Here is a 25,118-nt window from a genome sequence, read left to right as displayed (position 1 = left end):
GAGCCAGCCTCAACCCTTTTTTTGTACTGGTCTATGAACTCACTATAATTGAATTGTTAATCAAGGTTAATAGAATTGACCTTTTAACCGACGCTTATGCCGATATTGTAAAAATATTATTATGATGGTGACCATACATATATTTTAGATGAGATACCTGTAAGGTATGTAGCGTATATTTTAGCAGCAAATGTAGGATCTTCTATCGGGGTTTTAGTCCAGTGGATCAAAAATAATATGTATGAATCTCCGGAGGATCTAGTTACTAATGGATTTTTTCACCTGAGAACTCATTCCTTGCAGATCGTCTTTGAAACGCAAAAGAAACCCAGTGTCTTAAATAATCTGGGTTTCTCGACAATCTGAATGACTTTTTCTTACCAGAAAAGTCATTGTTTTTTATTAAATTAAGTACACCATACAGGTTTGACTTTTCGTATTATCGGTGTAAGTGCCTTAATCGATTTGAATGATCATAATTGCAATCCTTTGACCGTTTCTTCAAACCAAACACAGAAAGGTTCATTTATTGCTGCATGGAGAAGAAATAGCAATATCTTTAAGTATAGTTTTATCTACTGCGGTGCACTTGTTGATTGGCGAACGATCAGTTTTGTATCCTGTATTAGTTTTGGCACAGCAAAATTCCCGTTCTCTTTTTTCGAAATCATCTCTAAAACTAATTGGGCAGCGGAAGCCCCCATCTCATAAAAGTTCTGCTGTATAGTTGTAAGTGGAATGTCGAAGACCTCCCCGGCTTGCAAATTATCGAAGCCCGCAATCGACAGCTTCCCGGGAACCTCGACTCCGGCCAAATTCGCGGCTTTCATAAGCTGAATCGCCGTTTTGTCATTAACGGCAACAATGGCTGTTGGCTGATTATCAAGACGGAGTAGAGCTGAATGGGCTCACGGCGTATCTCCGCCCCTGAACCCCCTTGCGCCAGAGTCAGCGATATGTTCAACTCATAACCCTTGCGGTAGACGGCGGCCGGCACAGAATCTCCGGCATGCGGATACAACGCGTACGTAAACCGGTGGACAGCACGGTCCGCGACCGGATCGGGAGAAGCGGGACTTCTCAGCAAATTCAGATCCATTACATGTCCTCGAACGCTATGCCCGTATTTGGAGTCGTTCAGCAGCGCCACTCCATAATCCGGCTGGGACAAATCGATATAGTGATGTGCCGCCACTTCATCCTTCGCGAACTCGATCATGCTGTTGCGCGTCGCGGGCTGCTCGATCCGGCCGAACTGAATGTCGGAGGTGAAGTGTTCACTGGCAATGTTTACGGGAAAGGACACCCGCAGCATTTTGTCTGATTCATTCCAGTCCGCAACGGTTTGAAACTCGATCCGGTCCGAATCCTCGGATAGGATAATCTTCTGAACGAGGGTAGACTCACCGTATTGATAATGCTGTTCCATAATGGCCTGCGGACCATTGATACGGAAGATGCTGCTCATCAGCTTCAGAGTTCCGGCAACCGTTTCGCGGTAGTCATGCGGGAAATCCCAGACATCCCCGTTGTCTTCATAGACTGTGAATACATTTGCTGTCGCGTTCGGATAAATGGCTTCTCTCTTCTTCTCCGCCAAAGCGTCCTACAACGACTTCCTTCTCCCGTTCATCCAGAATATCTAGGTTACGGTATATCTTGCTCTTCTCAATCTTAAGATCGACTTCCTTAATTACGTCATCGGCTTCAGAGCCGAGAATATCAATCAGCGTGATCTCGTTACCTTCCTTGTATGTTCCAATCGGATCGTGAAGGGATACGTCCTTTCGAGTCTTTTTCAGACCGAAGGTGCATTAGGATTTCATTTTCAATGCATCGTGCTGCAAAAGTAGCCAACGTCGTCCCTATGTGCCGAATCTGCCTCCCCCAAATACTAAAGAACACAGATTTATAAACACTTTTATAGCTTATGGCTTACAGAATTCATCCTAACATAGAGCAGATTTTTTAGTATTTCCGGCGAAAATACATTTTTTGAGCCTTTTTTTCTAATCATCACAACAATTTGAGGCTAATGCAATCGCTCCTGCCAGCCCCGCATTATCACCTAAATTGGGAGGAACAACATAATTGTGAATTTCATTGTTTAATAAAGGGTGCGCTATATAGCCGTTAAGCAACTCATGCAGTTTATTGCGAATAAGAGGGAAGAGCTGGCCTTGCTTCATAACCCCGCCACCCATTATGATTTTATGGGGAGCTAAAATCAGCACATAATTCATTAAAGCGTGGGCTAAATAATGAGCCTCCATAGCCCATGCGGGATGGTCTTTGCCAAGCTCTACAGCGGATTTTCGCCATCGTGCGCCGATCGCTGGTCCAGACGCCATACCTTCGAGACAGTCTCCATGGTATGGACAACAACCTTTGAACGTATCATCTGACAACCGCCGAACATAAATATGTCCCATTTCAGGATGAGAAAGTCCATGAACGATTTCTCCCCCCACCACCGCGCCAGCACCAATCCCTGTCCCTATCGTTATATATAGGCAACTGTCTAATCCTTTCGCAGCACCCCATTTGTATTCCGCCAGCGCTGCTCCATTAACATCAGTATCAAAAGCAATCGGTAGAGCCAAACGTTCCTGAATGGCTCCCACTATATTGTACTGGCCCCAATGCGGCTTGGGCGTCGTTGTAATAAAGCCATATCCGGAACTGGAGGCAATGGGATCAATCGGTCCGAAAGAACCGATTCCAATAGCCTCAATTGACTTTCCTTCAAAATATTGAAAAACTTGAGTCATGGTTTCTTCGGGTGTAGTAGTCGGGAAACTGGTTCGATCAATAATTTTCCCATCCTCATAACCGATCCCGCATACGAATTTAGTTCCTCCTGCTTCGATTCCACCTAATAGTTTCATTAGTCCTGCCCCTTCTCGATTCCCATGTTATGTTGCAGGCTACTGAATAGCAAAATCAACAATAAAAGTTTTAATCTCATAGGGATTTAACCGGAATGCAATGGTAGACGAGTTCTGCTTGCCTCCCTGTCCGCGTTCCAGCAGGTCACATTCTTCCCAGCCCTTGATCAGATAATCGCTGGATACCTCGACCTGGCTGCGGGAGCCGGCATATTCATGTAGGCGGATGATCACACCTTTTCCATCTTCCGCCTTTTTGACCGTATCGACAGCAACCCCCTTGGCCTGGGTATGGAAAAGTGATTTGCCCGTATTTGCAGCACTGCCAAAATAGGAAAATAACGGATTATTCAGCATCCAAGCTTCTTCCGCAGTCCGCGCTTCCACCCAGTCTCCGTTATGGGGCAGCAGCGAGTACGTAAAATGATGCTCTCCTTGATCTGCGTTCGGATCTGGATGGATTGCCGATTTGAGCAGAGACAGCCGGATTACGTTGTCCTTAATGTCATGGCCGTACTTGCAGTCATTCAGCAGACTGACCCCGTAGGATCGCTCTGACAAATCGACCCATTGATGACCTACCGATTCAAATCTGGCCATATCCCAGCCAGTATTCCAGTGCGTCGGCCGTTTCACATTGCCGAACTGGATATCATAGGTTGCTTCCGTTGCGCGCACAGCGACAGGGAAGGCCGTCTTCAGCAATTGCTGGCGCTCCTGCCAGTCAATAAATGTCGCGAAATCGATGCGGCGATTAGTGTCATAGACAGTCATGTCCTGCACGATGACAGAATTCATGTAGTTCCATTTAAAGCGGACCGTAGAGAGAAGCGGGCCGTTAACCAGCATTTCCACAGATTGCAAATCCCTGATCTCACGGACTTTCTCCTGATAATAAATATCTATATCCCAGGCATCATGCGCCATTGGCTTATCCTCAAACACCTGCAGAATATTGCCGCATTTCCCTTCAGCCAGAACCTCCCGCTCCGCATCACGATCATAAATAGACGTAAGCTGCCCAGCTTCGTTCCATTCGAGGACATAATAAGGTGTAACCAGACAGGAATCTCTCAGGTTAAATGGGCCCGCCCCTTCCTCACGCTGCTTCACACTTTGCGGCGTAAACCAAATAGTCTGCTTGCCAAGTGCAGGGAGCTTCTCTACGCGCACTTTCCATGCTTCGTCCTCGCGCTGGGCCTGCAGTAATTTTCCCGCCGCATCCTGCCATACTCCTTCTTCCATACCTGGCTCAAGCGAAATAGTAACTGTATCTGTGCGCACGAATGACGCGCTGTTAAATATCTCTACAGCGGCCTTTGCCGAAGAAGCTGAAGCATCGAGCGTTTGGCTCTCAGCCGCCGAAGTTCTCGCCTCCTCCCCGATAAGCTCTGCCTCTGCATACTCCACGCGTGAGTCCTCATAGACCTCGCCTATGGATGAACCTGGAATAATATCATGGAATTGATTGCGCAAAATCGTCTGCCAGCCCTCAAGCAGTTTGGCTTGTGGATAAGCCTCCCAGCTTCCACGCTCGACAGCATTCAGCGTCTGAAGCCATTCCGCTTCCCGGTACAACAGCTCCAGCTTGCGATTCATCCGTTTATTATAGGCCTGGCTCGTGTAGGTTCCCCGATGATATTCCAGGTAGAGCTCACCATCCCAGGTATGAATGTACTCATCCGTTGTTTTTACCGTTTGCTGCAAGCGTTCAAAATATTCATCCGCCCTGCCGGTTACGACATTCGGCAGACCGGGCATATTCTCCATCCGCCGCCGCATCTCCAGCATCTCCCGGTTCACTCCGCCGCCTCCATCGCCGTAGCCGTAGGACAACAGCAATTGCTGATTGAGTGACTTGTCGCGATACTGCTCCCAGATACCTTTTACTGAAAAAGGCTCTATCACACCATTGTATGTATAGAACCATCCCTTAGGCTCGGCAGTCTCCGGTGCTGTGACAAAATGCGTCAGCACTTCAGAACCGTCAATTCCGCGCCATTTAAAGGTGTCATGCGGCATCCGGTTATATTGATTCCAGCTGATCTTGGTAGTCATAAAGGTATCAATGCCCGATTTTTTGAGAATCTGTGGCAAGGCCCAGCTGTACCCGAATACATCGGGCAGCCATAAGTACCGGCAATCCGCACCAAACTCCTCGCGGAAAAACTTTGTCCCATAAAGAATCTGCCGGACAAGCGACTCTCCGCTGGTCAGGTTGCAATCAGCCTCCAGCCACATCGCGCCGCCGGCCTCCCAGCGGCCTTCCTTCACCCGCGCCTTGATCTTCTCATAGATTTCCGGATAATCCGCTTTGATATAAGCATACAGCTGCGGCTGAGTTTGCAGAAATACATACTCGGGAAACTGCTCCATCAGTTGTAAGACAGTAGAGAAGGAGCGGGCTGCCTTCTCTCTCGTATGCGTCAGGCGCCACAGCCAGGCTACATCTATGTGGGTATGCCCGATGGCTGTCACAGTAATTTCTGATACTTGCCTCATACCCGCCAGACGATCCGCAAGCTCCTGTGCTGCTTCTCCAACAGAGGTGTAGAAGCTCTCCGAACCCGGCCGGGACCAATCGATTCGCAGATAGGCAGAATCCAGCGTTTTCAGGAGTTGGTGCTTCTCTGGCCGGTCCTCCGGCAACAACTTGACAGTGTCAAGTATAGCGCGTCCATTATAGTACAAATCATCTGCTGCCCCATCAAGCCAAGCCAGTTCAGCACGCTTTAACTGATGCTCCTGTTCGGCTGGTTTCCCGCCTCCCTCCAGCCCGGACCATAACCGGAAATCAAGGGCTACCTCTCTTCCCGTATATTCGGCTGGTAGAAACACCTCCTGATGGTTGGAGTCAACCCCCTGAAACGGTTCTCCCTCCAGATACAATAAAGACTCGAATCCGGAATTGTTGCCGCCGCCCGTCTTCCCAAAGTCGAAGATACCGACAATCCGGCGCTCTTTCCACTCTGCAGGAATGGATATTTTTTGGGAGAGCCAGACATACACATCTCGTCCCTTCCAGCGGTCTCCCGTGTTTACCTTGGTATTCCCTTGCAAATCAGGGACGCAGCGGACTCCGCCCGCTTTCTCCTCATCCACTTGAAATAACCATTCCTCCAAGCGGATAGCCTCACGATAACGGTAAGCTGAAAGCTCATTAATCCTTAATTGAAGCTTTTCCAATGTGTAAAACATAAAGACTGACACCCTTTCATTAGCACGTGTTATTTACCCCTTAATTCCTGCATCCGCAAATCCTTCTACAATATATCGTTGCAGGAATAGGAAAATAAGAACAGGCGACAGCACTGACATTGTGGAAAGCGCAAAGATCAGAGGATAATTGCGGTCTCTCACCTGCTGCAGGGAAGCTACCAGAGTGCCAACATATCATTTATTTAGTAATACCCGAATGCTTTTTATCTCAAAAGGAGTGAATTCCAGCTCGACCTCTGCGCTATGCTCCTGCAGCAGACGAATCGGACGCTCCATCAGATCGCATTCCTCGATGGACAGGCAATCCAGTCCAAGGCTGATCGCTGTCCGTGCCCGGGTTCCGCATGTTTCATACAGGCGGAAAATGAGATAATCACTGTCTTCCGCTTTTTTGACGGATTCCAGCATGACAGCAGGATGCCCGATCTGAATGAGCTGAATGGGCTCACGGCGTATCTCCGCCCCTGAATCCCCTTGCGCCAGAGTCAGCGGTATGTTCAGCTCGTATCCTTTGCGGTAGACGGCGGCTGGCACAGAATCTCCGGCATGCGGATACAGCGCGTACGTAAACTGGTGGACAGCACGGTCCGCGACCGGATCGGGAGAAGCGGGACTTCTCAGCAGATTCAGATCCATTACATGCCCACGAACGCTATGCCCGTACTTGGAGTCGTTCAGCAGCGCTACTCCATAATCCGGCTGGGACAAATCGATATAGTGATGTGCCGCCACTTCATCCTTAGCGAACTCGATCATGGTGTTGCGCGTCGTAGGCCGCTTAATCCGGCCGAACTGAATGTCTGAGGTGAAGTGTTCACTGGCAATATTCACGGGAAAGGACACCCGCAGCATTTTATCTGATTCTTTCCAGTCTGCAACGGTTTGAAATACGATCCGGTCCGAATCCTCGGCCAGAATAATCTTCTGAACGAGAGTAGACTCACCGTATTGATAATGCTGTTCCATAATAGCCTGCGGGCCATCGATGCGGGAGATGCTGTTCGTCAGCTTCAGGGTTCCGGCGACCGTCTCGCGGTAGTCATGCGGGAAATCCCAGGCATCCCCGTTGTCTTCATAGACCGTGAATACATTCGCTGCCGCGTTCGGATAAACGGCCTCTCTCTTCTGTTCTGTATCGTATACGGAGAGAATATGTCCCGCTTCGCTGAAGCGGACCGTCAACCGTGAATTTGCAAGCAGTCCGTCCGCCGCCGCCAATCCTTCGATCACCTTGTCTCCGGTGGCATCTGCAAGTCTCAGATAGCTCATACCAGGGACAGTTACCCAGAGCCATTCATCTTCCACACGAACCCATTCTTTCCGCTCCCAAGGCAGTGAATTGAATACGGCCGTCTCTCCGCTCCAGCCGGACAGTCCGGCGATCTCCGCATAAGCCTTGCTAATCATGGCATACACTTCGTCATACAGCTTGGCGTAACGCTCCAGCGATTCGTCATAGACTCTCGTTATGGATGATCCCGGCAAAATGTCATGGAACTGATACAGCAGCACTTCTTTCCAAATCTCCTCGAGCTTTGTCACCGGATAGGAAGAGCCTCCCAGGCCATGCAGCAGAGAGGAAGCATATTCAAGCTCCCGCAGCGCCTTTTCCAGCTTGCGGTTATACCATTTATTGCGTGCCTGCGTCGTCAAGGTCCCCTGGTGCTTCTCCAGATACAGCTCGCCTTTATAGGTCTCGAAGCGGGCGGCTTCCTGCTCCAGTCGCTGGAAGAAGAGCAGTGAAGACTCCTGGATCACCGGCGGCAGACCGGAAAGATTATGCTCCCGGGCCAGCCGCTCCAGATGCTCCACTCCGGGCCCGCCGCCACCGTCGCCGATGCCGAACAGCATCAGTGCATGGCTGGACACATTCCGCTCCAGATAATCATGCTCAATCTTGACAAGCGACCGCGGCGCCGCAGGACTGTTGTAGGTATCCTCCGGCGGCAGATGCGTCAGCACCCGTGTTCCGTCGATTCCCTCCCAATAGAAGCTGTGATGCGGGTGGTCATTGTATTCACTCCAGGACAGCTTCTGGGTCATCATATAATCGACGCCGGACTTCACCAGAATTTGCGGCAGGCTGCCCGTATAGCCGAAGACGTCCGGCAGCCACAGCACCTTCATTTCCTGGCCGAATTCCTGTTCAAAGAAACGTTTGCCGTACAAAATCTGCCGGACCAACGCTTCGCCGCCGGAAATATTGGTATCCGGCTCCACCCACATCGCGCCCTGCGGCTCCCAGCGCCCTTCCTCAATCCGCTCCTTAATCTCCTGATACAACTTAGGATAGCTGTCCTTCATCCACTGATAGAGCTGCGGCTGGCTGGCTCCAAAGATATATTCCGGATATTTTTCCATGTTGCGCAGCACCGTCGAGAATGTGCGGGCGCCTTTGCGGATGGTCTCCCGGATCGGCCACAGCCAGGCCAGGTCCATATGTGCATGTCCGATGGCGCTGACAGTCAGATCGGGATCGCCGCCTTGCTTGACAAGCTCCCGTGCAACAATGCCCGCAGCCTGGCTTACCCGCTGGCCATCGATCGTGGATAAATGATTGGAGGCATCGTACAAGGCCTGAACAATCCGGGCTTTGCGGGCGCTGTCCTCCGCCAGCCGTTCTGCCAGCTCCAGCAGCACTTCGAAGTCGTAATACAGGCTGCGGATATCGTCATGACAGACGGCAATCACCGCTTCCTTCAACGTCCCGCTCCGGTAATGGCCGAACAGGTCGTTGCAGCCCGCATCTCCCCACAGCTCAATCCGCTCCCCGCCTGCCGCCTCAGGCAGCAGGTCCACCACACGCTTGCCTGGCAGGCCAAGCGCATACTCGAATTCGGAATTGATATTGGTCAATCCCTGGCGCGGTGATCCCGACTCGTCTACCAGACACAGCTCGCCGTTCACGTCGATGAGCAGCACAATCCTGGCTCCGGCCGCCTCAGCCGGTACAACGCCCGCGAAGTGGAACCACGCGCAATCCCAAAGCTCACCCCAGCGCTCACCCGCGCTGAGCTTGACATAGCTTCCTGTCGTTTTTTCGGTGTAGGCCACAGGCTCCTTGGTCACCCATGCCTCAACCTCCAGCAGGCCAACCGTATGATACATCGCCTCGTTCAACTTTTCCTTCACTCTCTTTATCTTCTTAAGCTTAACTTGATCTGCTTCGAATGGCATTCTCTCACTCCTAACTAATTCTTACCGTGCAGTTGATAAATGAATGCGGCAAACAGACTGTTCGACCATGCGAACCAGGGCCGTGTATATTCAGCCGGAGCATCCGGATTAAACCCTTCGTGCATGTAGCCCGTATTCCCGTCAGTGTTGGTCATCATGACCAGAATCCCGGCAATCTCCTCAGGATCCAGTGAGGTCAGCCCCTGCATGGCCAGCCCAATATGCCAGATATATCCCGGCGGAGTATGAGGGCTTCCGACACCACGGGCATATTCCCCTTCAAAGTAATACGGATTGGAGCGGCTTAGCACAAAGTTTCTCGTATTCATATACAGAGGATCATCTGCAGCGGCATAGCCTAAATAAGGAATCGACAGCAAGCTGGGTACATTGGCGTCATCTATAAGATGATGGTTACCAAATCCATCGGTCTCATAAGCATATATTTCGCCGAATTCAGGATGAATCACCGTGCCGTAGGTCCTGATACCATAATCGATTTCTTCTCTCAATTTGGCAGCGCGGCACGCCGTCTCTGCATCGTTGTAAACCGTGTGGAGAATTACCTCTGCGTATCCCAGTACGACAGAGGCAAACATATTGGCTGGAATCAAATAACCGAATACGCAGGCATCGTCACTTGGGCGGAAGCCGCTCCAGGTCATCCCCGTATAATTAACCGGCATCGAGGCGCCGTTGTTTCTAAGCGTATCGCCCGGAGGACAGTTCAATCGCTCAAAACGGTATGGAGACTGCTCGTGATGTCTTTGCTCCACCGTCCACAAATCGATAATGCGCTGTACCGCCTCCTTGAAGGCATCATCAAAAATATCGATGCTCCCCGTCTCCCGCCAGTACATGTAGGCCAACTCAACGGGATAGCAGAGCGAATCAATCTCGTACTTGCGTTCCCACACCCAGGGGCCGGATTCGGTTAAATCCCCCTCCCAATGCCCATGGTCATTCGGTTCCTTATTGAAGGCATTCGCATAAGGATCTTCGTTTATACAGAAAATTTGCTTGCGGATCAGCCCTTCTATCACTGCCTGCAGTTCGGGCAATTCGCTGACAAAGGGAATATAATGCTTCACTTGAGCACTAGAATCCCTCAGCCACATCGCTGGAATATCGCCTGTGATTACAAACACAGAACAGTCTTCCAGATATTCAACCGTTGTCTCAAGAGTACTCATGAAGCAATTGTTAAAAAGAGTGCCCAGCTTCTTTCTATCCACAGCCAGCTTGGAAAAATAGGCCTGTCCCTGTTCTATAGCGTCTGTAAGTTCTTTCCATTTGACTGAATCCTGGAAATTGATGATTGGTTTATTCAAATGCGTCGCCTCTTTTATTATGCTATTGCCGAATCTGAATCCATGTATCTTCCTGCTGATGAACGTACCGGACAAGCAGCGTGCGGGATTCCCCATCCCATTCCCAGTGAAGCGCCTCTACACGGCTATCCGTATCCAGGATTACCTCTGCCGGCTTGGCCGCACAGCGGATTCTTGCCGCCGCAAGTACCCCGATCGGCCCCCGAACCGTAAAGCGGACGCCGCCGGGTTGCTTGATCACATTTTCGATTCTGGACGAACTGGCGATAACCTCGATTCCTGCTGAAAGTTCTGTGCCTCCACCCGGAGCAGAGTAATCCAAATCGTATAAGAATGCCTGCTTGTCAGGCTCAATGCTGACCCTATTCCGGATGGACAGCTGCGGATCAAGAAGATCCACGTAATGGCCCGTCAGCTTCAGCGGATCGGAATGAATGGATTCCCGCATGACGGATGCAATCACGTACGGTCCCCGGCGGAGCATGAAATAATTCCGCGGGCTCCAGCGCAAAAGCGGATCGTTTAGACCCTCGATAGCCTGCTGGACCACATTACGTAGCATTTCAGCCCCTTCAGGACTCTCCGCCAGCCGCTCGGGATGAACCGGCAAATACATAAGCAAGCCACGTCCAATCTCCGCTGCGCCTTCGGGCATTCCGGCATCCACTCCCAGAGTCTCAAACAGGTGTTCGCGCGGAGATTGATACCTGCGTTTCCCCTGATTCCACCATTCTCTGACCTGGTGATACGTATCACTGTCATCGCCGACATAAATGAGCGCTCCCCCGTCCCTGACCCATTGCGCAAGTGCATAATGGATGTCAGGGTTCTCCGGCTTCATGAACTCGTAGCTGACAATGAGCACCCGGTAATCGTCCAGATAATTCGCGGAGCGTCTGATGTTGTCCAGTTGAACCGGCCGCACGGGAATGCCATGCTTGACCAGAGGGAGCGTCAAGCCGTAAAAGGAAGAGAAATTTAGCAGTTGTACCGCATGCTCGTCGGTCAGTTCTACCTCGTTCGTTCCGTCATACTTCATCATAAACCCGGCTGTTGCAGCCCCGGGCGTCTTCCGCTGATACATTGCCGAGTCGGAGAGCAGAACACCAAGCGGGATACCGCCTCCCGGCTCGGCAATAACCGGCTGGTCCATATGCTCCAGCGTATGCATCACATTAAGCAGCATCGTGGCATAATCGGCTGGAATCCGCTCCTTGCCGTGACCGTCTTCCGCCGGATATTCCTCTTCAAAAATACGGCGCGGCCATGGGGCAACCTCATAGCGGCTCACTTCCGGATGAAGCAGCGACGCAGTCAGTGTCTTGATATAATTAAACCGGTAATCCTCCCAGGTATGCTTGGGATCATCCTCAATCGGATCATGCAGGAACCACATCTGGCGGTCTGTCCCGCGAACAAGCTCCTGCATAATGCCGTATTCAAGAAAAGCAGTCTCAAATGTGCGTTCGGAACGCACACCCTCATAGACATTCGGCGTACGAGAGGTTCCGGTCCAGATTTGAGCGATATAGCCGTTGATGGAGGGCACATCAAGCAGTCTTGATTCAGGACTTACAATCCGCCACTGTGCGTAATTGATCAGACTGTGCGTCGGTACGTAGAAACGCAGCGGTCGGCCGTAGCGGACCAGCGAATATTCTTTGAGTGCCGAGCACAGGTGGTCCAGACAGCGGCTATACAGGTAGGCCTTCAGCTTGGAAGCCCGGTACTGCGCATCCGCCGTTTGCCCCGGATCACTCCAAGGTTCGTTATAATAGTTCTGCCACTCCCGCTTGAACGCGTCGGAGTAGCCCCCTTCCACCCAGAATTCCGGCTCCTCCAAATGGATGGCTTCCACTCCCGCATCCACTGCCGGACGGATCTGCTCCAGCAGATATTTTGAATATGCGATGGTCGGCACCATATAGGGGATATCTGCCGAAGTTCCGTGGATGATATGCTCGCCCGTGCTATACTTTTGTGCTTCATCCCAATGGGAACGTCCATCGAATTGCCCGTCTAAATAGTCCCCATATCTCCCCCAGGATACACCGGTCATAAGATGCACACGATACCCTTTATCCTTCCATTCCCTGATCCGCTCCGGCAGCGACGCATTGACACCGTACACCATGACGAAATCCGTCTGCAAATCATAGGATTCCCTGAATTCGCTGCCTTCCTGAAAACCGGTTCTCTCATTTTCTCTGGCATTCATGCTTCCACTCAGCTCCTTTGTCCTAGCAATCCGTCCCAGCACCTGACGTGAATAGAAAAAGGGGGCAGCATTGGACTGCCCCTTTTTCAGCTATGCCTGTTCCAGTTATTTCGTAAGTTTCTCGGCTTTAGCTTGGGCATCATCAAGAATGCCTTTGATATCTCCGTCGGTCATCAACGCTTTGGTTACAGCATCTCCGAAGAATTGCCATACCTGCGCGTCGCTTTTCGCAAATGTCGGAAGCCCTTGAACATCACCGGACATCGCCAGATAATGCTGATACATTTCCGGGTGGTCCTGCTTGTAGGTATCGGTTTCTGCAACCGATTTCAACACTGGGGACCGGGTGCCGGTGTCGGCAATCAAATTCTGGATTTCTTCACTGTACATTTGACGAATGTATTCAAAAGCCGCCTCTTTGTTCTTTGACCCTGTTGGTACCGAGTTGAAGGCCGCGCCGATCGTAATGTTACTTGCCTTGCCGTCAGCAGAAAGCGGAATAGTAGCCATGCCGTAATTGATGCCGAGCGTCGCACTTTCTCCTGCGCGCCATGGTCCATCAATCAGATAGGCGATTTGCCCTTTCTTGAATGCATCGAAGTATGCGCCTTCACTTTGATTGGCCATCAGCCCTGCTGGATGGACAGCGTTAAGTTCTTTAAGAAATTCTACTGTCTTCACATTAGCTTCGCTGTTGAATACCGGCTGACCCTGGTCATCGGCGAAGCCGCCATTGTTGATCAGCAGCAGTGGTCCATACCGCAGATAACCGCCGGCATTTGGCCCTGCATAGACGCCACCGCCGTAAAATTTACCTTTTCCTGCTTCATTAACCTTCTTCAGATCAGCCAGCCATTCATCCCAGGTTGCCGGTGCCTTGTCGGGGTCAATACCCGCCTCTTTTACAAGCGCCTTGTTCCAGAACAGACTGCTTACACCTGGCTGTGCTGCCAGACCGTAGATCTTCCCATCATATTCCATTGGCTTCCATGCCGCCGGAGCCAGCTTTTCTCTAATTTCGGCAGCCATATCATCCGGGAAAGGCTCAAGTTGCCCCTGCTGGGCAAAGCCCGGCATTTGCGTCTCTCCGACGATAATATCCGGAACGTTGCCGGCGAGGAAGGCTGCCGTTTCTTTCTGGGTCAGAGTATCTCCCCATCCCCAGTCCTCCACGGACACCGTAATATTTTCGGCCTTCAAATTTTCATTGATAATGTCCTGATAAAAGTAACCGAATACATTGGGGTTGCTGACCGCTTGGCCCTGGGTGTAAGTGAAATCCGCTTCCGTTACCCGTGGCGCGAGTGTTTCATCCGCTATAAGGGCTTCTTTTTTCTTGGGCAGCAAATCACTGACAACGCCTTCACCAATACCAATTGAGCCATCCGTCAGCACACGCAATTCCACATTTGCCGGAGCACTGGTGCTGGTGGCAGGTTCTGTCGTTGCTGCCGCCCCCGATTCTGCCGGTCCACTGTTGTTGTTTGAGCTGCATGCCGCCAAGCCAGTCGCCATAGCGAGAATCATTGCCGTGCTAGCCATTTTTTTAAAACGCATTTTTTAGCCCCCTATTAAGAATGTAACTTCAGCTTACGAAATCATTATATCACATATATTAATTATATCAATTATATTTTTCAAAAAAATATTATCAGCCTTTTATCCCCGTGTTTGCCAAGCCCTGCACAATATATTTCTGTAAGAAAAAGAAGATCAGGAGCGCCGGCACAGTAAGCCCCAGACTCAGGGTAATGATTAATGGATAATTGACCAGGCCAACGGTTACGGACACAGAGGATAATCGGGTTATCGCGGAAGTAAGCATCTGCAGATTATCACTGGTCGTATAGAAGTAAGGCGTCAGAAAATCATTCCAGACTGTCAAAAATGTCGTAATTGCTATATATGCCATAATAGGAAGCTGCAAAGGAAATAAAATCTGGAAAATTAAACGGATCGTGCCGCAGCCATCAATTTTGGCCGCTTCATCCAATTCCACCGGCACCTTCTCCAAAGACTGCTTCACCAGGAAGGTACCCATGATGTTGATGGCCGGCCCGCCGATCAAATAGACCCACCAGGTATTCAGAATTCCGGTCCCTCCCGTAAAAATGTCATTGCCACCGGCAAATGGAAACCGGGCATATTCCAGATAGGTTGGAATAATAGCCATTGTCGCCGGAATCATCTGAGTAGCCAACAGGAGCAGGAACAGACCTTCCTTCCATTTGAAATGCAGCCGGGCGAACACATAACCGGCTAAGAATGAGGTCATAATTGCACAGAACGTCATATAAACCGCACGAAGTGCTGAGTTTCGGATGTAGAGCAGAATTTTAGCATCATTACTGCCCACGAACAGTGATTTATAATTTTGAAGCGTCGGGTTTTTCGGAACAGGAAATAGATCCAGTAGCGTGGAGGCAAACTCCACTTTATTAAAAAATGCGACCATAATCATAAAAATAAGCGGATACAGCAGAACAAGCCCTACTGCCAGCAGAATGATATGACCCAGTAAATGGCTCGGCTTAAACTGGCGCTTCAACCTTTGCGTGTATATATCGGACATTTCTTATTTCTCCTTTCTGTGCTTCTTGATAGGGATTGTGTTTTGTTTGTCCGAATTGGTGGACCAGCGGTAATAGAACACAGTAACCAAGATGACAACGGCCGCCATAATCACAGAGGAAGCGCCTGCCATTCCCATGTTGAAATCCCAAAATCCGTCCCTGTAAATCCGGAACACCAGAACCTCCGTTTGGCTGTATGGTCCACCATTGGTGATGAACAGCACCTGTTCATAAATCTGTATTGCCGCAATCACGCTTGTAATCACAATATAGGTTGCAATCGGTTTCAACGACGGCAGCGTAACAGCCTTCAGCTTCTGCCATCTTCCGGCTCCATCAATTCCCGCTACTTCATACAGAACCGGGTCTACAGATTGAAGACCGGCCAGCCAGAGCAGAGCGGCAGCCCCTACACCCTTCCAGACGGAGTAGACCACAATCCAAAATATACCCCATCCTACCGAATACTGCCAAATGATCGGATCTTTACCCACGGCCTTCAGAATATTATTGATGACGCCATTGTTCGTATCCAGCAGCATGTTAAACACCTGAGTGGTGGCTACGGTTGAGGTCACTGCAGGAACATACCAAAGTGAGCGATATATCCCCTTGCCCATAAGCGGCATGTTCATTAGCATCGCCCCGCCGAACCCCGAGAGCAGGGTAACAGCCGTTACCAACACCCCAAGCCAGATAGAACGCCATAAAGCACCTGTATAGAGCGGATCTTTAAAGAAGGCGATGAAGTTATCAAACCACACAAATGTAGGTGTGTCATTTAGGCCCACCCAATGAAAAAATCCAAGAAAAAAACCAAAAACCGTCGGAAATCCAGAAACCAATAACCAAAAAGCAAACATTGGAATTAGAATGACAGCGGCGATTATCGCATCCTGATTTCTCTTTTTGCGCCGCTTTACTTTGGTTGAAGCTCCCAGCACCTGAGCAGTTCTCCCCATATCCGCTACCTCCATGTAACTATAAGATTAGACATAACACATCTGCAGACATTTCATGCCTCTAATATAATATATAATCAATATATTATATATGTCAATATAATTAAGATAATTATCCTACCACCAGTACATTGGACTTATTACGCGTAGATGTAATAAATAATAAAAAAACGCTCTACGAATTCCTTCGAAATTGAGCGTTAATGATTATTTGTTTTGTACTATAAAGAGCAGATTAGTTACGAAGGTATTTTGCAGTGGACTGGCGTTCAACAAGCTTTGGCTGCAACAGAATCTTATGATACTTATGATCCTGCTCGGCAGCCTTATCTGCAAGCAGTGTGGTCAGAATGCGCGCCGCTTCCTCACCCATAAGATCTTCTGACTGCGAGATATAAGATACAAAGCCGCTTTCATCCGTTCCCGGAGAGGGGTCGTCGAACGTCAGGATCGAGATATCCTCCGGCACTCTGAGCCCCAATTCCCGGCAAATAGCCATGAGATGAAGCCCCAGCCTGCTGTTCAAGGTAATGAAGGCAGTAGCCATGCGGTTCTTGATGAAGCGGTACAGCGGATGCTCAGGATCGACACCCTTGTACTCCACCAAAAAATCAGTAAGAATAAGCGAGGGATTGATCAGCGCTCCCTTCTGCTTCAGTCCTTCCATGTAGCCGCTGATCCGGTCCTCCACTGTAATCGTTGGAAATGGCGAATCGGAACAGATCGCGATGTCACGGTGCCCAAGATTCCACAGATAATCCACTGCCATTTCGCCGCCAACCAGACCGTCACAACGAACACTATTGGTCTCCACACCATGAAAATAACGGTCGATCAGAACGAATGGATATTTATTCTGCTTCAACGTCAGGACTTCCTCGTTGTAGGTTTCCGTATCGCAGGGGAAAATGATCAATCCTTCCACACCATCCCGAACAAGCTCTAGAATCGTAGCTTCCTCACGCTCAATCCTATTATAGGTCTGTACAATGCAGAGACTGTATTCACTCTTCTCCAGCACTCTATTAATTCCCTGAATGAGACGAAGCGAGAAGTAATCGATTAAATAGGGGACGATCAATCCAAGTCTTTTCGTCTTGTTCTCTGAAGCATTCCTCTCCGTCTTATTTCCTAAATAACGACTCTTCGTATTAATCATAACCTCCGGAGCAGCCGGAGGCTTGCTGTCCTCTTCCGTCAAACTTTCTTCGGCTTCCTCCTGATTCCCTTGAACAAAACTCCCTCTACCGGGTACCCGGTAGATCCACCCATCCTTCGCCAATTGCATGAGCGCGTTGGCTACGGTAATACGGCTGACATCGAATTGCTCCATAAGTTCCTTCTCGGACGGAATTTTCTCACCCACCTTCAATTCCGAATTCGAGATCCGGTGGCGAAAATATTCTTGAATTTGTATATAAAGCGGCTGCCTTTCATTCTGCATAAATCATTTCTCCTCATAAACATTATATAAGGATATTATATCATTTATAGCATTTAGTCAAACACAGCCGCTTAAATTATTGGATAGGGACAAAAAAAAATGACCAATCCTGCTCTGAATCTAGGGCAGGATCGGCCGTCCAGGTTCATGGCAGCCGGTACGTAATGATCAGGCCCGGCCGGTTGGCCGTGTTGCCGTTGTTCGCGGATGCGAAATCCTTGGTTCCGGATGCGCTGTTCACAATATTCTCAAGCAGAACGAAGCCGTTGTTCGTCTTGGTGCCGTTTACCCAGCTTTGCACCAGATCCGTTACGTTAAACGTATACCATGCATTTTTGGTGCTGCTGACTGTTGTTTGATCAATCGTGGCAGTCCCATACCCCGGCTTGTTGTTCCAGTTAACGCCTGCCACGGACTGTCCGTCAATCCCCGTTCCCGTCCCTTCGCTCCAAGCAGCGGTTACTTCCTTTACACCCACAGTCTTTTTGACAGTTCCGTTACGCGTTCCGGTTAATTTTACACGCAGTTGCGCGCTGGTAATGATCGCACCAGACGGGATCGAGGACGGGATCGAGAAGCGGATTAACGCTTGTTTCTCGTCCGTGTCAGCACCTGAGTAGGAGGCAATCTCCAGCTCCCCGTTTGCTCCCGTGTTGCGGTCGGGATAATTCTCCAGCACATGCGCATCCCTCGTGTCGGTGTAGCCGGAAACACCTTGCTGTAGAGACACCGTCGTAAACGTATACGGACTCGCCGGCGCAACTGCCACATTGTCGAAAGTCGCGCTGCCGACCTTGCTGTTATCATGCGAGGTTACGGCCAATCCGACATAGATGGTGCCGGTCATTGATACCGTCACGGCGCTTCCGATCTGTGTCCATGAGCTGCCGCTTGCCGAAGCGAACGCCGTGAATGTATTGCCGCTCCGCACAAGTTTCACATAGTAGCCCGTTCCGCCGGATGCCTCGTCCGTATACCCTGTCGTATTGGATAAATTCTGGCCCGTCGCAGGGCGCCGCTGGAAGTTGATTCCGTGAGCAGGCGTGACGACGACATCGGCGAATTTGCTGCCTGGGTCGAGCGATTCGCGAATCATTATTCCTGCTTTTGCCCATTCACTCGTGTTGTCTTGGCTCTTGACCCGGGCTGTAATCGTCACGTCCCCCGCAACCGGCTTATACACGAAGCGGAACTGGTCGGCCGCCGTCCAGATGTCGAATCCGGATGCGCTCAGCGTGAACTGTCCGTTGCGGCTCCCCGCGCTGCCGCTCGCACCCACCGCGCCGATATCCTTGGATGCCCAGCCGGACTCCAGCGGCTCGCGCGAATTCAGATACGCGGCAAGCTGTGCCGGGCGATCTGTCTGAATGAAACCAGCCCCCCTGTTGATGACCCATCCCCAGCCACTGTCCGGATTGCTGACGGACATATCATCGGTGTGTCCGGCGTTAAGGGATGCCCATAAGGTATTAACGAAGACTCTTCTGCCTGCGTTAGCGATTTTATTCACTGTAGTACTGGAGATGACGGCGCTGGATTCGGATTCAAACACCAACTCGTACAGATCCGGGTTCGCACCGGCGATAAGTGCATCCAGATCGGAGAGGTTGTTGTCGGAATCCGTAATGACCGCCTGATACAGAGGACGCGGAGACTTCGAGTCGAGCCAGGAATCCACGACTGTATTAGAGGCCGTACTCTTGAACACCCCCTGGGCGGTCGTCCCGGTGCTGACCAGCACATTCCAGACATCGTCTCGAATATCCCAGCATTTGTCGAGGTTGACCAGCACCTTGCCCTTCGCAAGATTCATCGTTTCCTCAAGTGTCGGCACCGTCTCATTAGTCAGCGCTGCGCCCGATCCCCCCTGCCCTTCACGAAGCTTGAGTGCCTTGATCTGCGCGAGTGTCAGATTCATGACGTCGCCTGTACCGTTTGTTGTCCGATTCACGTCGGGATCGTGCATCAGCACGATCTTGCCGTCCGATGTCTTGCGAACATCGATTTCCACCATCTCGACGCCCATGTCAATGGCGGATTGAATGCCGGACAGCGAATTTTCCGGATGCCCGCGCCAATCGCCCTTGTGAGCGGCAATCATAACCGAACCATCCGGACTCAGCATCTGGGTCAGCAATGCAGGGGCGCTGAGCGCATCTGCTTTCGGTGCGCCAGTCCCCCCCCAGGCGGATGCAGCAATCAGCATGCTGCAAGCATAAAGGAACAGCTTGCGGGAAAACGAATTCTTTTTACGCGTCTTCATGAAAATTCCTCCTTTTGCTACACAAAATAGATACATTACAAAGCAACATTTACGCTTTTCCGGTCGCCGGACCGGCTTAGTCCAGCCTCTCCTGTCTTCTTGGCCGTCTCTGCCTCGCCTCCCTTCCGTTGTTCAACTCCCCAATGCGCGTCCCGCCTCAACTCACAGCTGTCAGACTCTATGCCCACGCAAGATCAGGACTGAAAGGTACGGTTCACTTCGACATTCAGGAATCCCGGCTTGCCAGCAACCATCGAAGCAAGCTTCTCTTTGACTTCCCGTTTGCCATTCTTCACGACAAAGTCGATCTGGATGACCGATTCCGCTCTGCTGCGTTCCACCTTCATGGAATGGATTGCGATATGCTCGTCGGATAAAAACCGAAAAAAGGCTTCAATATCCCCATCCTCATCAAGCAGAATTGAATACTCCTCCTTGCGCCCCGCTCTCAACCATTTCTTCTCTATGATGTTCAGGATGAACAGACTGACAAATACGATAACGGTTGTCAGCGCCGACGCATAATAGAAGCCCGCGCCAGTTCCGATGCCGATAGCTGCGACCACCCACAGGGATGCGGCCGTTGTTAGACCCGAAACGTTGCCGCCATGCCGCATGATCGTACCTGCACCGAGGAATCCGATGCCGCTCACCACCTGCGCGGCCAGCCGTGCAGGGTCCATGCGGACATTGGTTTCGTAGGCAAATTGCGCGAAGCCGTAGATCGATGTCAGTGTGATGAGTGTCGAACCCACACAGACGAGAATATGCGTGCGGAAGCCAGCCGGATGTTGACCGCGCTCCCGCTCCCATCCGATAATGCCGCCCAGCAGGATAGAGATAAGAATCCGGAGGCTCAGCTCGTAGATGCTGATATGCCATAACTCCGGATGGTTCGTCAGCACCGTCATGCCCCTCCGCCGCCAGGCTCATGCTCGGGCAGCGAATCCCCCCGGGCAGCCCGGTGCGGTGCCCGCCAAGCTTCCAGCGGATTGAGCGATGCGGCAGCCGCCGCTTCATTGCCCGTCTCAAGCACCCAAATGAGCCGCTCTCCGTCCTCTCCTAGCTCAGCGGCAAGCTCGCGGTACGGAACTGTACCGCTGCCGACGGCCAGATGCTCATCCCGCTCGCCGTGGTTGTCGCCGATATGCATGCCGATCAGCAGAGGTTTGCACTTGCGCAGCTCGGCTATTGCCCGGCCCGGCCCGCACAAATGCGCATGCCCGGCATCAAGCAGAATGCGCACTCGCGAGGTGCCTGCTGCGGCAATTGCTTCCAGCAGAAATCCGCAGTCCGAGCCGAAGCGGTCGGGGCGCGGCGGTACGTTCTCCAGCGCGAGCGGTATGCCTGCCTCGCCGCCCGTCTCATTAATCAGCCTTCTTAAGAACAATGCGCAAAGGGAAAGACAATCCGCACGCGCCGCCGCATAGCCGTCCGGATCGGTGGCGACATCCGGGATAGCACGTTTATACTCGCCTGGATGCAGCACTACGTAGGCGGCATCCAGCCTATGCGCGATGCCGATCGCCTGCTTCAGCGTTGCCAGACCCGCTTCGATCGTCTCAGGGTCGGACGCGCAGGCGTTTACCCCATGGATAGGAGCGTGCACCGACCAGGAGATGCCCTCTTCCCTGCTCCAGCGTTCAAGCTCTGTCCGCTGCGTCTCGCTCCAGTCAAGCAGCTCTCGGTGGCCGTCCTCGACCATAATCTCGATATGGCGCCAGCCCGAAGCGGTCAGCCGGTTCAACGCCTCCGTGAGCGGCAGGCCGATCCAGGTCAAAGTCGAAATGCTGTAATCCTTCTGTAGCCATTCAGCCATATTCGTTTCCTCCCACTTATACATTAATGTTTGTCTTCAATTTCCTCACTTGATGCCCGAACTGACGAAGCTGTTAATGAACTTCCGCTGGAAGAACAGGAAGCCGAGCAGCAGCGGTACGATAACGAGCAGCGTCGCCGCACTTGTGACCGACCACTGTGCGCCCGTCTCCGCAGCCTTGGCGAACAAGGCAAGCCCGACGGTGAGCGGACGGTTCTCCACCGAGTTCGTCACGATTAGCGGCCAGACGAAGTTATTCCAGTGATAGCTGACCGATACAAGACCAAACGAGAGGAGCACCGGACGCGCGAGCGGAAAATAGATCGTCCACAGAATACGCCACTTGGAGGCCCCTTCCATCTCTGCGGCCTCCTCGAGATCCGCAGGGATGGTCATAAAATACTGGCGCAGCAGGAAGATACCGAACGCGGAGCCGAAATAGGGAATCATGATTCCAAGCTTCGTATCGAGCAGCGACAGATCCTTCAGCACGGTATACAGCGGGAAGATAAGCACATCTACGGGAATCATGATTTGCACAAGAAAAATCAGAAAGACGACATTCTTACACGTGAAGTGCAGCCGGGCGAAAGCATAGGCGGCCATTGTCACCGTAATCAATTGAACGCCGAAAATGCCGACGACAATAATTAATGTATTGGTGAAATAGGTCGTAAAGGGAGCGGCTCCCCATACATACTTCAGATTTTCGAGCGTGAAGCGGAACGTGAAGCCCGCTGACAACGACAAGTCCTCCGGCCGGAAAGCCATGTATATAACCCATAGCAATGGGATTGCCCAGATGACCGCGATGATATAAATCAAGGCGGAGTAAGATATTTTGCCCAGTGTGGCCATATGTTCTGCCTCCTATCTGTAATGGATCTTTTTGTCCAGCCTGAACTGGAGGACGGTGATGAGCAGCATGAGTATGATCATGACGATCGTGGATGCCGCGGCGACGCCAAAGTCCCAGTAGGAAAACGCCTGCTGGTAGATATAGTAGAGCAGCAGATTGCTCGCATTGTTCGGCCCGCCCTGCGTCATGATAAACAATTGATCGATTGTCTTGAAGGCATTCGTCAAAGCAACGATCAGCACAAACAGCGTCGTCGGCATGAGCAGTGGAAAGGTGATTCGCCAAAAGGCCCGCCATTTGCTGACACCGTCTACCTGTGCCGCTTCATACAGATCATTAGGGATGTTCTGCAGACCTGCCAGATAGAAGATCATAAAGTAGCCGGCCTCCTTCCACACCATCATCACGATGAGCGCCAGCATTACCCATGTCTCTGAGCCAAGCCATGCGGTATAACCCGCATTAAGCGCATCCGACAGCCTGCTGAGCAGACCATATTCAGGCGTATAAATGAACAGCCACACATTGGCCAGAGCGATCATCGGAACGACATTGGGATAAAAAAAGGATACTCGCACAAACCCGCGGAATTTCAGCGCCCTGTTCGCGAACAGCGCGAAGATCAGCCCGAGCGCCAGCGCTCCGGGCACCGTACCGAGCATGTACCAGAAGTTATTGATCATCACTTTGTGGAACAGGGAATCCGAGAAAAGCTGCGAATAGTTATCCCAGCCCGCAAAAACAGGCTCGCGCACTGCCAGATTCTTCGTAAAAAAGCTCTGTACAACGGTGATTCCAATCGGGTAAAACGTAAACACAGCCAAAAACAGCAGGGATGGGGCCAGCAGTCCCCAAGCGAACGCCTCCGATCTCCATCTCTTGCTCAGCAAGCTAAACATGATGATTCCTCCATTCTTATCCTGTGAACCGTTCTATCAGTTTACCGGAATGACTCCAGTGCCTTATCAGCTTCCGCCTGCGCGTTCTTCAGCGCCTGGGACGGTGTTATCTTGCCGTGCAGCGCCGCCTGAATAGCGTCATTCAGCGCCGCTGTCACCTTGCCGCTGTTATGCGTCGACAGTTCGCCTTTTGCGTATTGGAGCTGGTCACGCGCCACAAGCGCAGCAGGGAACTCTTCCGTATATTTCTTCATGGTATCCGTCTCATAGGAAGACTTGCGGACGCCCACATAACCTGTGTCGATGCTCCACTGCGCCGCACGCTCCGGATCAGTCATGAATTTAATGAATTTCCAGGCTGCCTCCTGCCGTGCCTGGCTGATCCCTTTGAAAATATAAAGGTTGCCCCCGCCGGTCGGACTGCCGAACTGCTTATTCTGCGGAAGCATCGCCACCCCGAAATCAAACTTCGCATTCTGACGGACATTGGACAGATTGCCGGTCGTATGGAACATCATGGCCGTCGTCTGCTCCAGAAAGTCGGAAGGCGTCGTCGCCCATTCGATGACATTTTCCGGCATGGCCTTGTCTTTTTTGGACAAATCTACCCAATACTGAAGCGCCGCCACGTTCTCCGGCGTATCAAAGTACACTTCCTTGCCGTCCTGGCTCATCAAGTTTTTGCCGCTCTGAATCGCGAGGGCGGAGAACATCCATGTGGAGGAAGTCGGCGCGGACGATGGAATCTCAATCCCCCAGCGTCCGTCTTTGGTTAGCTGCTTAGCCATCTGCGCAAGCTCGTCCCAGGTGGTTGGCGGCTTTTCCGGATCGAGCCCGGCATCCTTGAAAGCATCCTTGTTGTAATAGAGCAAGACGTTGCTGCGCTGGAAGGGCAGGCTGTAAGTCTTTCCGTCAAGCTGCGAGTTTTCCATGAACGCCGGATAGAAGTCATCCAAGAAATCGTTTTCGCCGTCTTTGGCAATGAAGTCATTCAGCGGCATAATCGAGTCCATATCCATGAAGCTGAACAAATCGGCTGCGAGCAGCACCGCAACATCCGGCGGATTGCCGCCGGCTACGGCTGCCTGCGTCTTCAGTGTTGTGTCGCCGTAGGAACCGGTATAGACGGGCTTGACGATAATACCGGGATTCTCCTCCGTAAACTGCTCGGCCATGCTTTCGATCGTTGCGGTGAGCGCTCCACCGACCTGGATCGGATAATAGAAAGTAAGCTCGACCGGCTTGCCGGAGGCCTGCTCCGGAGCCGTGCTGGACGAAAGCGTTCCGCTTCCCGCTTCATTGTTGCCTCCGCAGCCGCCCACAATGGTAACGAGCGCCGCTAGCATAACAAACCTTTCGATTGATTTTTTCATTTTCATTCTTCTCCCCCTCGCTTTGGATATGTCTTCAGTATATTTGAATCCGCTTTCACAATATAATAGCGCTGGTTTAAGATTTGGTACGGT

The 25,118-nt window shown here is 51.4% G+C and carries 17 protein-coding genes and 1 pseudogene; all 18 read right to left on the bottom strand.

Going from position 1 to position 25,118, the window contains the following annotated elements; genetic code table 11:
* Nucleotides 1-575: 575 nt before the first annotated feature.
* The gene (locus MHH60_RS20735; protein WP_306082213.1) at nt 576-839 is read right to left on the bottom strand and encodes a substrate-binding domain-containing protein; all 264 of its coding nucleotides are present in this window, start codon (nt 837-839) and stop codon (nt 576-578) included.
* Nucleotides 827-1,600: a glycoside hydrolase family 38 C-terminal domain-containing protein gene (locus MHH60_RS20730; protein ID WP_042130080.1), complete on the bottom strand. Its 774-nt coding sequence runs from the start codon at nt 1,598-1,600 to the stop codon at nt 827-829. Before MHH60_RS20730 ends, MHH60_RS20735 begins: the two co-directional genes overlap by 13 nt.
* Nucleotides 1,578-1,866 (bottom strand): annotated as a pseudogene (locus MHH60_RS20725) (RNA polymerase subunit sigma-70); the annotation flags it as partial. The pseudogene MHH60_RS20725 and the gene MHH60_RS20730, both read right to left, overlap by 23 nt.
* A 143-nt stretch (nt 1,867-2,009) precedes the next feature.
* Complete coding sequence (locus tag MHH60_RS20720; protein ID WP_042130081.1) at nt 2,010-2,888, bottom strand: ROK family protein; 879 nt, start codon at nt 2,886-2,888, stop codon at nt 2,010-2,012.
* Between the two features lie 39 nt (nt 2,889-2,927).
* Nucleotides 2,928-6,086 carry an alpha-mannosidase gene (locus tag MHH60_RS20715; RefSeq protein ID WP_042130083.1) on the bottom strand — a complete coding sequence of 1,053 codons (3,159 nt, stop codon included), beginning with the start codon at nt 6,084-6,086 and terminating at the stop codon, nt 2,928-2,930.
* 195 nt (nt 6,087-6,281) lie between these two features.
* Complete coding sequence (locus MHH60_RS20710) at nt 6,282-9,284, bottom strand: alpha-mannosidase (protein ID WP_042130086.1); 3,003 nt, start codon at nt 9,282-9,284, stop codon at nt 6,282-6,284.
* Nucleotides 9,285-9,298: 14 nt separating this feature from the next.
* Entirely contained in the window at nt 9,299-10,615 is a 1,317-nt protein-coding gene (locus tag MHH60_RS20705) for a glycoside hydrolase family 125 protein (RefSeq protein WP_076136773.1), read from the bottom strand.
* A 22-nt stretch (nt 10,616-10,637) separates the two neighbouring features.
* On the bottom strand, nt 10,638-12,833 hold the full coding sequence (locus MHH60_RS20700; protein WP_076136771.1) for a hypothetical protein: 2,196 nt from the start codon (nt 12,831-12,833) through the stop codon (nt 10,638-10,640).
* Nucleotides 12,834-12,938: 105 nt separating this feature from the next.
* Entirely contained in the window at nt 12,939-14,390 is a 1,452-nt protein-coding gene (locus MHH60_RS20695) for a sugar ABC transporter substrate-binding protein (protein ID WP_081389064.1), read from the bottom strand.
* Nucleotides 14,391-14,484: 94 nt separating this feature from the next.
* Nucleotides 14,485-15,405: a carbohydrate ABC transporter permease gene (locus MHH60_RS20690; protein WP_042130089.1), complete on the bottom strand. Its 921-nt coding sequence runs from the start codon at nt 15,403-15,405 to the stop codon at nt 14,485-14,487.
* Nucleotides 15,406-15,408: 3 nt separating this feature from the next.
* Nucleotides 15,409-16,368: a carbohydrate ABC transporter permease gene (locus MHH60_RS20685; protein ID WP_042130092.1), complete on the bottom strand. Its 960-nt coding sequence runs from the start codon at nt 16,366-16,368 to the stop codon at nt 15,409-15,411.
* Between the two features lie 235 nt (nt 16,369-16,603).
* Nucleotides 16,604-17,812, bottom strand: a complete 1,209-nt coding sequence (locus MHH60_RS20680; protein WP_076136769.1) for a GntR family transcriptional regulator — start codon at nt 17,810-17,812, stop codon at nt 16,604-16,606.
* 145 nt (nt 17,813-17,957) lie between these two features.
* On the bottom strand, nt 17,958-20,075 hold the full coding sequence (locus MHH60_RS20675) for a DNRLRE domain-containing protein (RefSeq protein WP_052414685.1): 2,118 nt from the start codon (nt 20,073-20,075) through the stop codon (nt 17,958-17,960).
* Between the two features lie 194 nt (nt 20,076-20,269).
* Complete coding sequence (locus MHH60_RS20670; protein ID WP_081389062.1) at nt 20,270-20,986, bottom strand: MgtC/SapB family protein; 717 nt, start codon at nt 20,984-20,986, stop codon at nt 20,270-20,272.
* Nucleotides 20,983-21,894, bottom strand: coding sequence for a sugar phosphate isomerase/epimerase family protein (locus MHH60_RS20665; protein WP_076117183.1), 912 nt, complete (start codon nt 21,892-21,894; stop codon nt 20,983-20,985). The genes MHH60_RS20670 and MHH60_RS20665 overlap by 4 nt, the downstream gene beginning before the upstream one ends.
* A gap of 45 nt (nt 21,895-21,939) precedes the next feature.
* A complete protein-coding gene (locus MHH60_RS20660; RefSeq protein WP_042130096.1) occupies nt 21,940-22,752 on the bottom strand; it encodes a carbohydrate ABC transporter permease in 813 nt (270 codons plus the stop codon).
* Nucleotides 22,753-22,764: 12 nt separating this feature from the next.
* Complete coding sequence (locus tag MHH60_RS20655) at nt 22,765-23,652, bottom strand: carbohydrate ABC transporter permease (RefSeq protein ID WP_042130098.1); 888 nt, start codon at nt 23,650-23,652, stop codon at nt 22,765-22,767.
* Nucleotides 23,653-23,693: 41 nt separating this feature from the next.
* Complete coding sequence (locus tag MHH60_RS20650; RefSeq protein ID WP_076136787.1) at nt 23,694-25,025, bottom strand: ABC transporter substrate-binding protein; 1,332 nt, start codon at nt 25,023-25,025, stop codon at nt 23,694-23,696.
* Nucleotides 25,026-25,118 lie beyond the last annotated feature (93 nt).

The sequence above is a fragment of the Paenibacillus sp. FSL H7-0716 genome (genome assembly GCF_038002705.1).
Lineage (GTDB): Bacteria > Bacillota > Bacilli > Paenibacillales > Paenibacillaceae > Paenibacillus_AQ > Paenibacillus_AQ odorifer.
This window is presented reverse-complemented; position numbering and strand designations above follow the sequence as displayed.

Excerpts from the sequence above, each read along its gene's own strand:
- MHH60_RS20720 (WP_042130081.1), bottom strand. The coding sequence starts at position 2,888 with ATGAAACTATTAGGTGGAATCGAAGCAGGAGGAACTAAATTCGTATGC.
- MHH60_RS20715 (WP_042130083.1), bottom strand. The coding sequence starts at position 6,086 with ATGTTTTACACATTGGAAAAGCTTCAATTAAGGATTAATGAGCTTTCA.
- MHH60_RS20710 (WP_042130086.1), bottom strand. The coding sequence starts at position 9,284 with ATGCCATTCGAAGCAGATCAAGTTAAGCTTAAGAAGATAAAGAGAGTG.
- MHH60_RS20700 (WP_076136771.1), bottom strand. The coding sequence starts at position 12,833 with ATGAATGCCAGAGAAAATGAGAGAACCGGTTTTCAGGAAGGCAGCGAA.
- MHH60_RS20695 (WP_081389064.1), bottom strand. The coding sequence starts at position 14,390 with ATGCGTTTTAAAAAAATGGCTAGCACGGCAATGATTCTCGCTATGGCG.
- MHH60_RS20690 (WP_042130089.1), bottom strand. The coding sequence starts at position 15,405 with ATGTCCGATATATACACGCAAAGGTTGAAGCGCCAGTTTAAGCCGAGC.
- MHH60_RS20685 (WP_042130092.1), bottom strand. The coding sequence starts at position 16,368 with ATGGGGAGAACTGCTCAGGTGCTGGGAGCTTCAACCAAAGTAAAGCGG.
- MHH60_RS20680 (WP_076136769.1), bottom strand. The coding sequence starts at position 17,812 with ATGCAGAATGAAAGGCAGCCGCTTTATATACAAATTCAAGAATATTTT.
- MHH60_RS20675 (WP_052414685.1), bottom strand. The coding sequence starts at position 20,075 with ATGAAGACGCGTAAAAAGAATTCGTTTTCCCGCAAGCTGTTCCTTTAT.
- MHH60_RS20670 (WP_081389062.1), bottom strand. The coding sequence starts at position 20,986 with ATGACGGTGCTGACGAACCATCCGGAGTTATGGCATATCAGCATCTAC.
- MHH60_RS20665 (WP_076117183.1), bottom strand. The coding sequence starts at position 21,894 with ATGGCTGAATGGCTACAGAAGGATTACAGCATTTCGACTTTGACCTGG.
- MHH60_RS20660 (WP_042130096.1), bottom strand. The coding sequence starts at position 22,752 with ATGGCCACACTGGGCAAAATATCTTACTCCGCCTTGATTTATATCATC.
- MHH60_RS20655 (WP_042130098.1), bottom strand. The coding sequence starts at position 23,652 with ATGTTTAGCTTGCTGAGCAAGAGATGGAGATCGGAGGCGTTCGCTTGG.
- MHH60_RS20650 (WP_076136787.1), bottom strand. The coding sequence starts at position 25,025 with ATGAAAAAATCAATCGAAAGGTTTGTTATGCTAGCGGCGCTCGTTACC.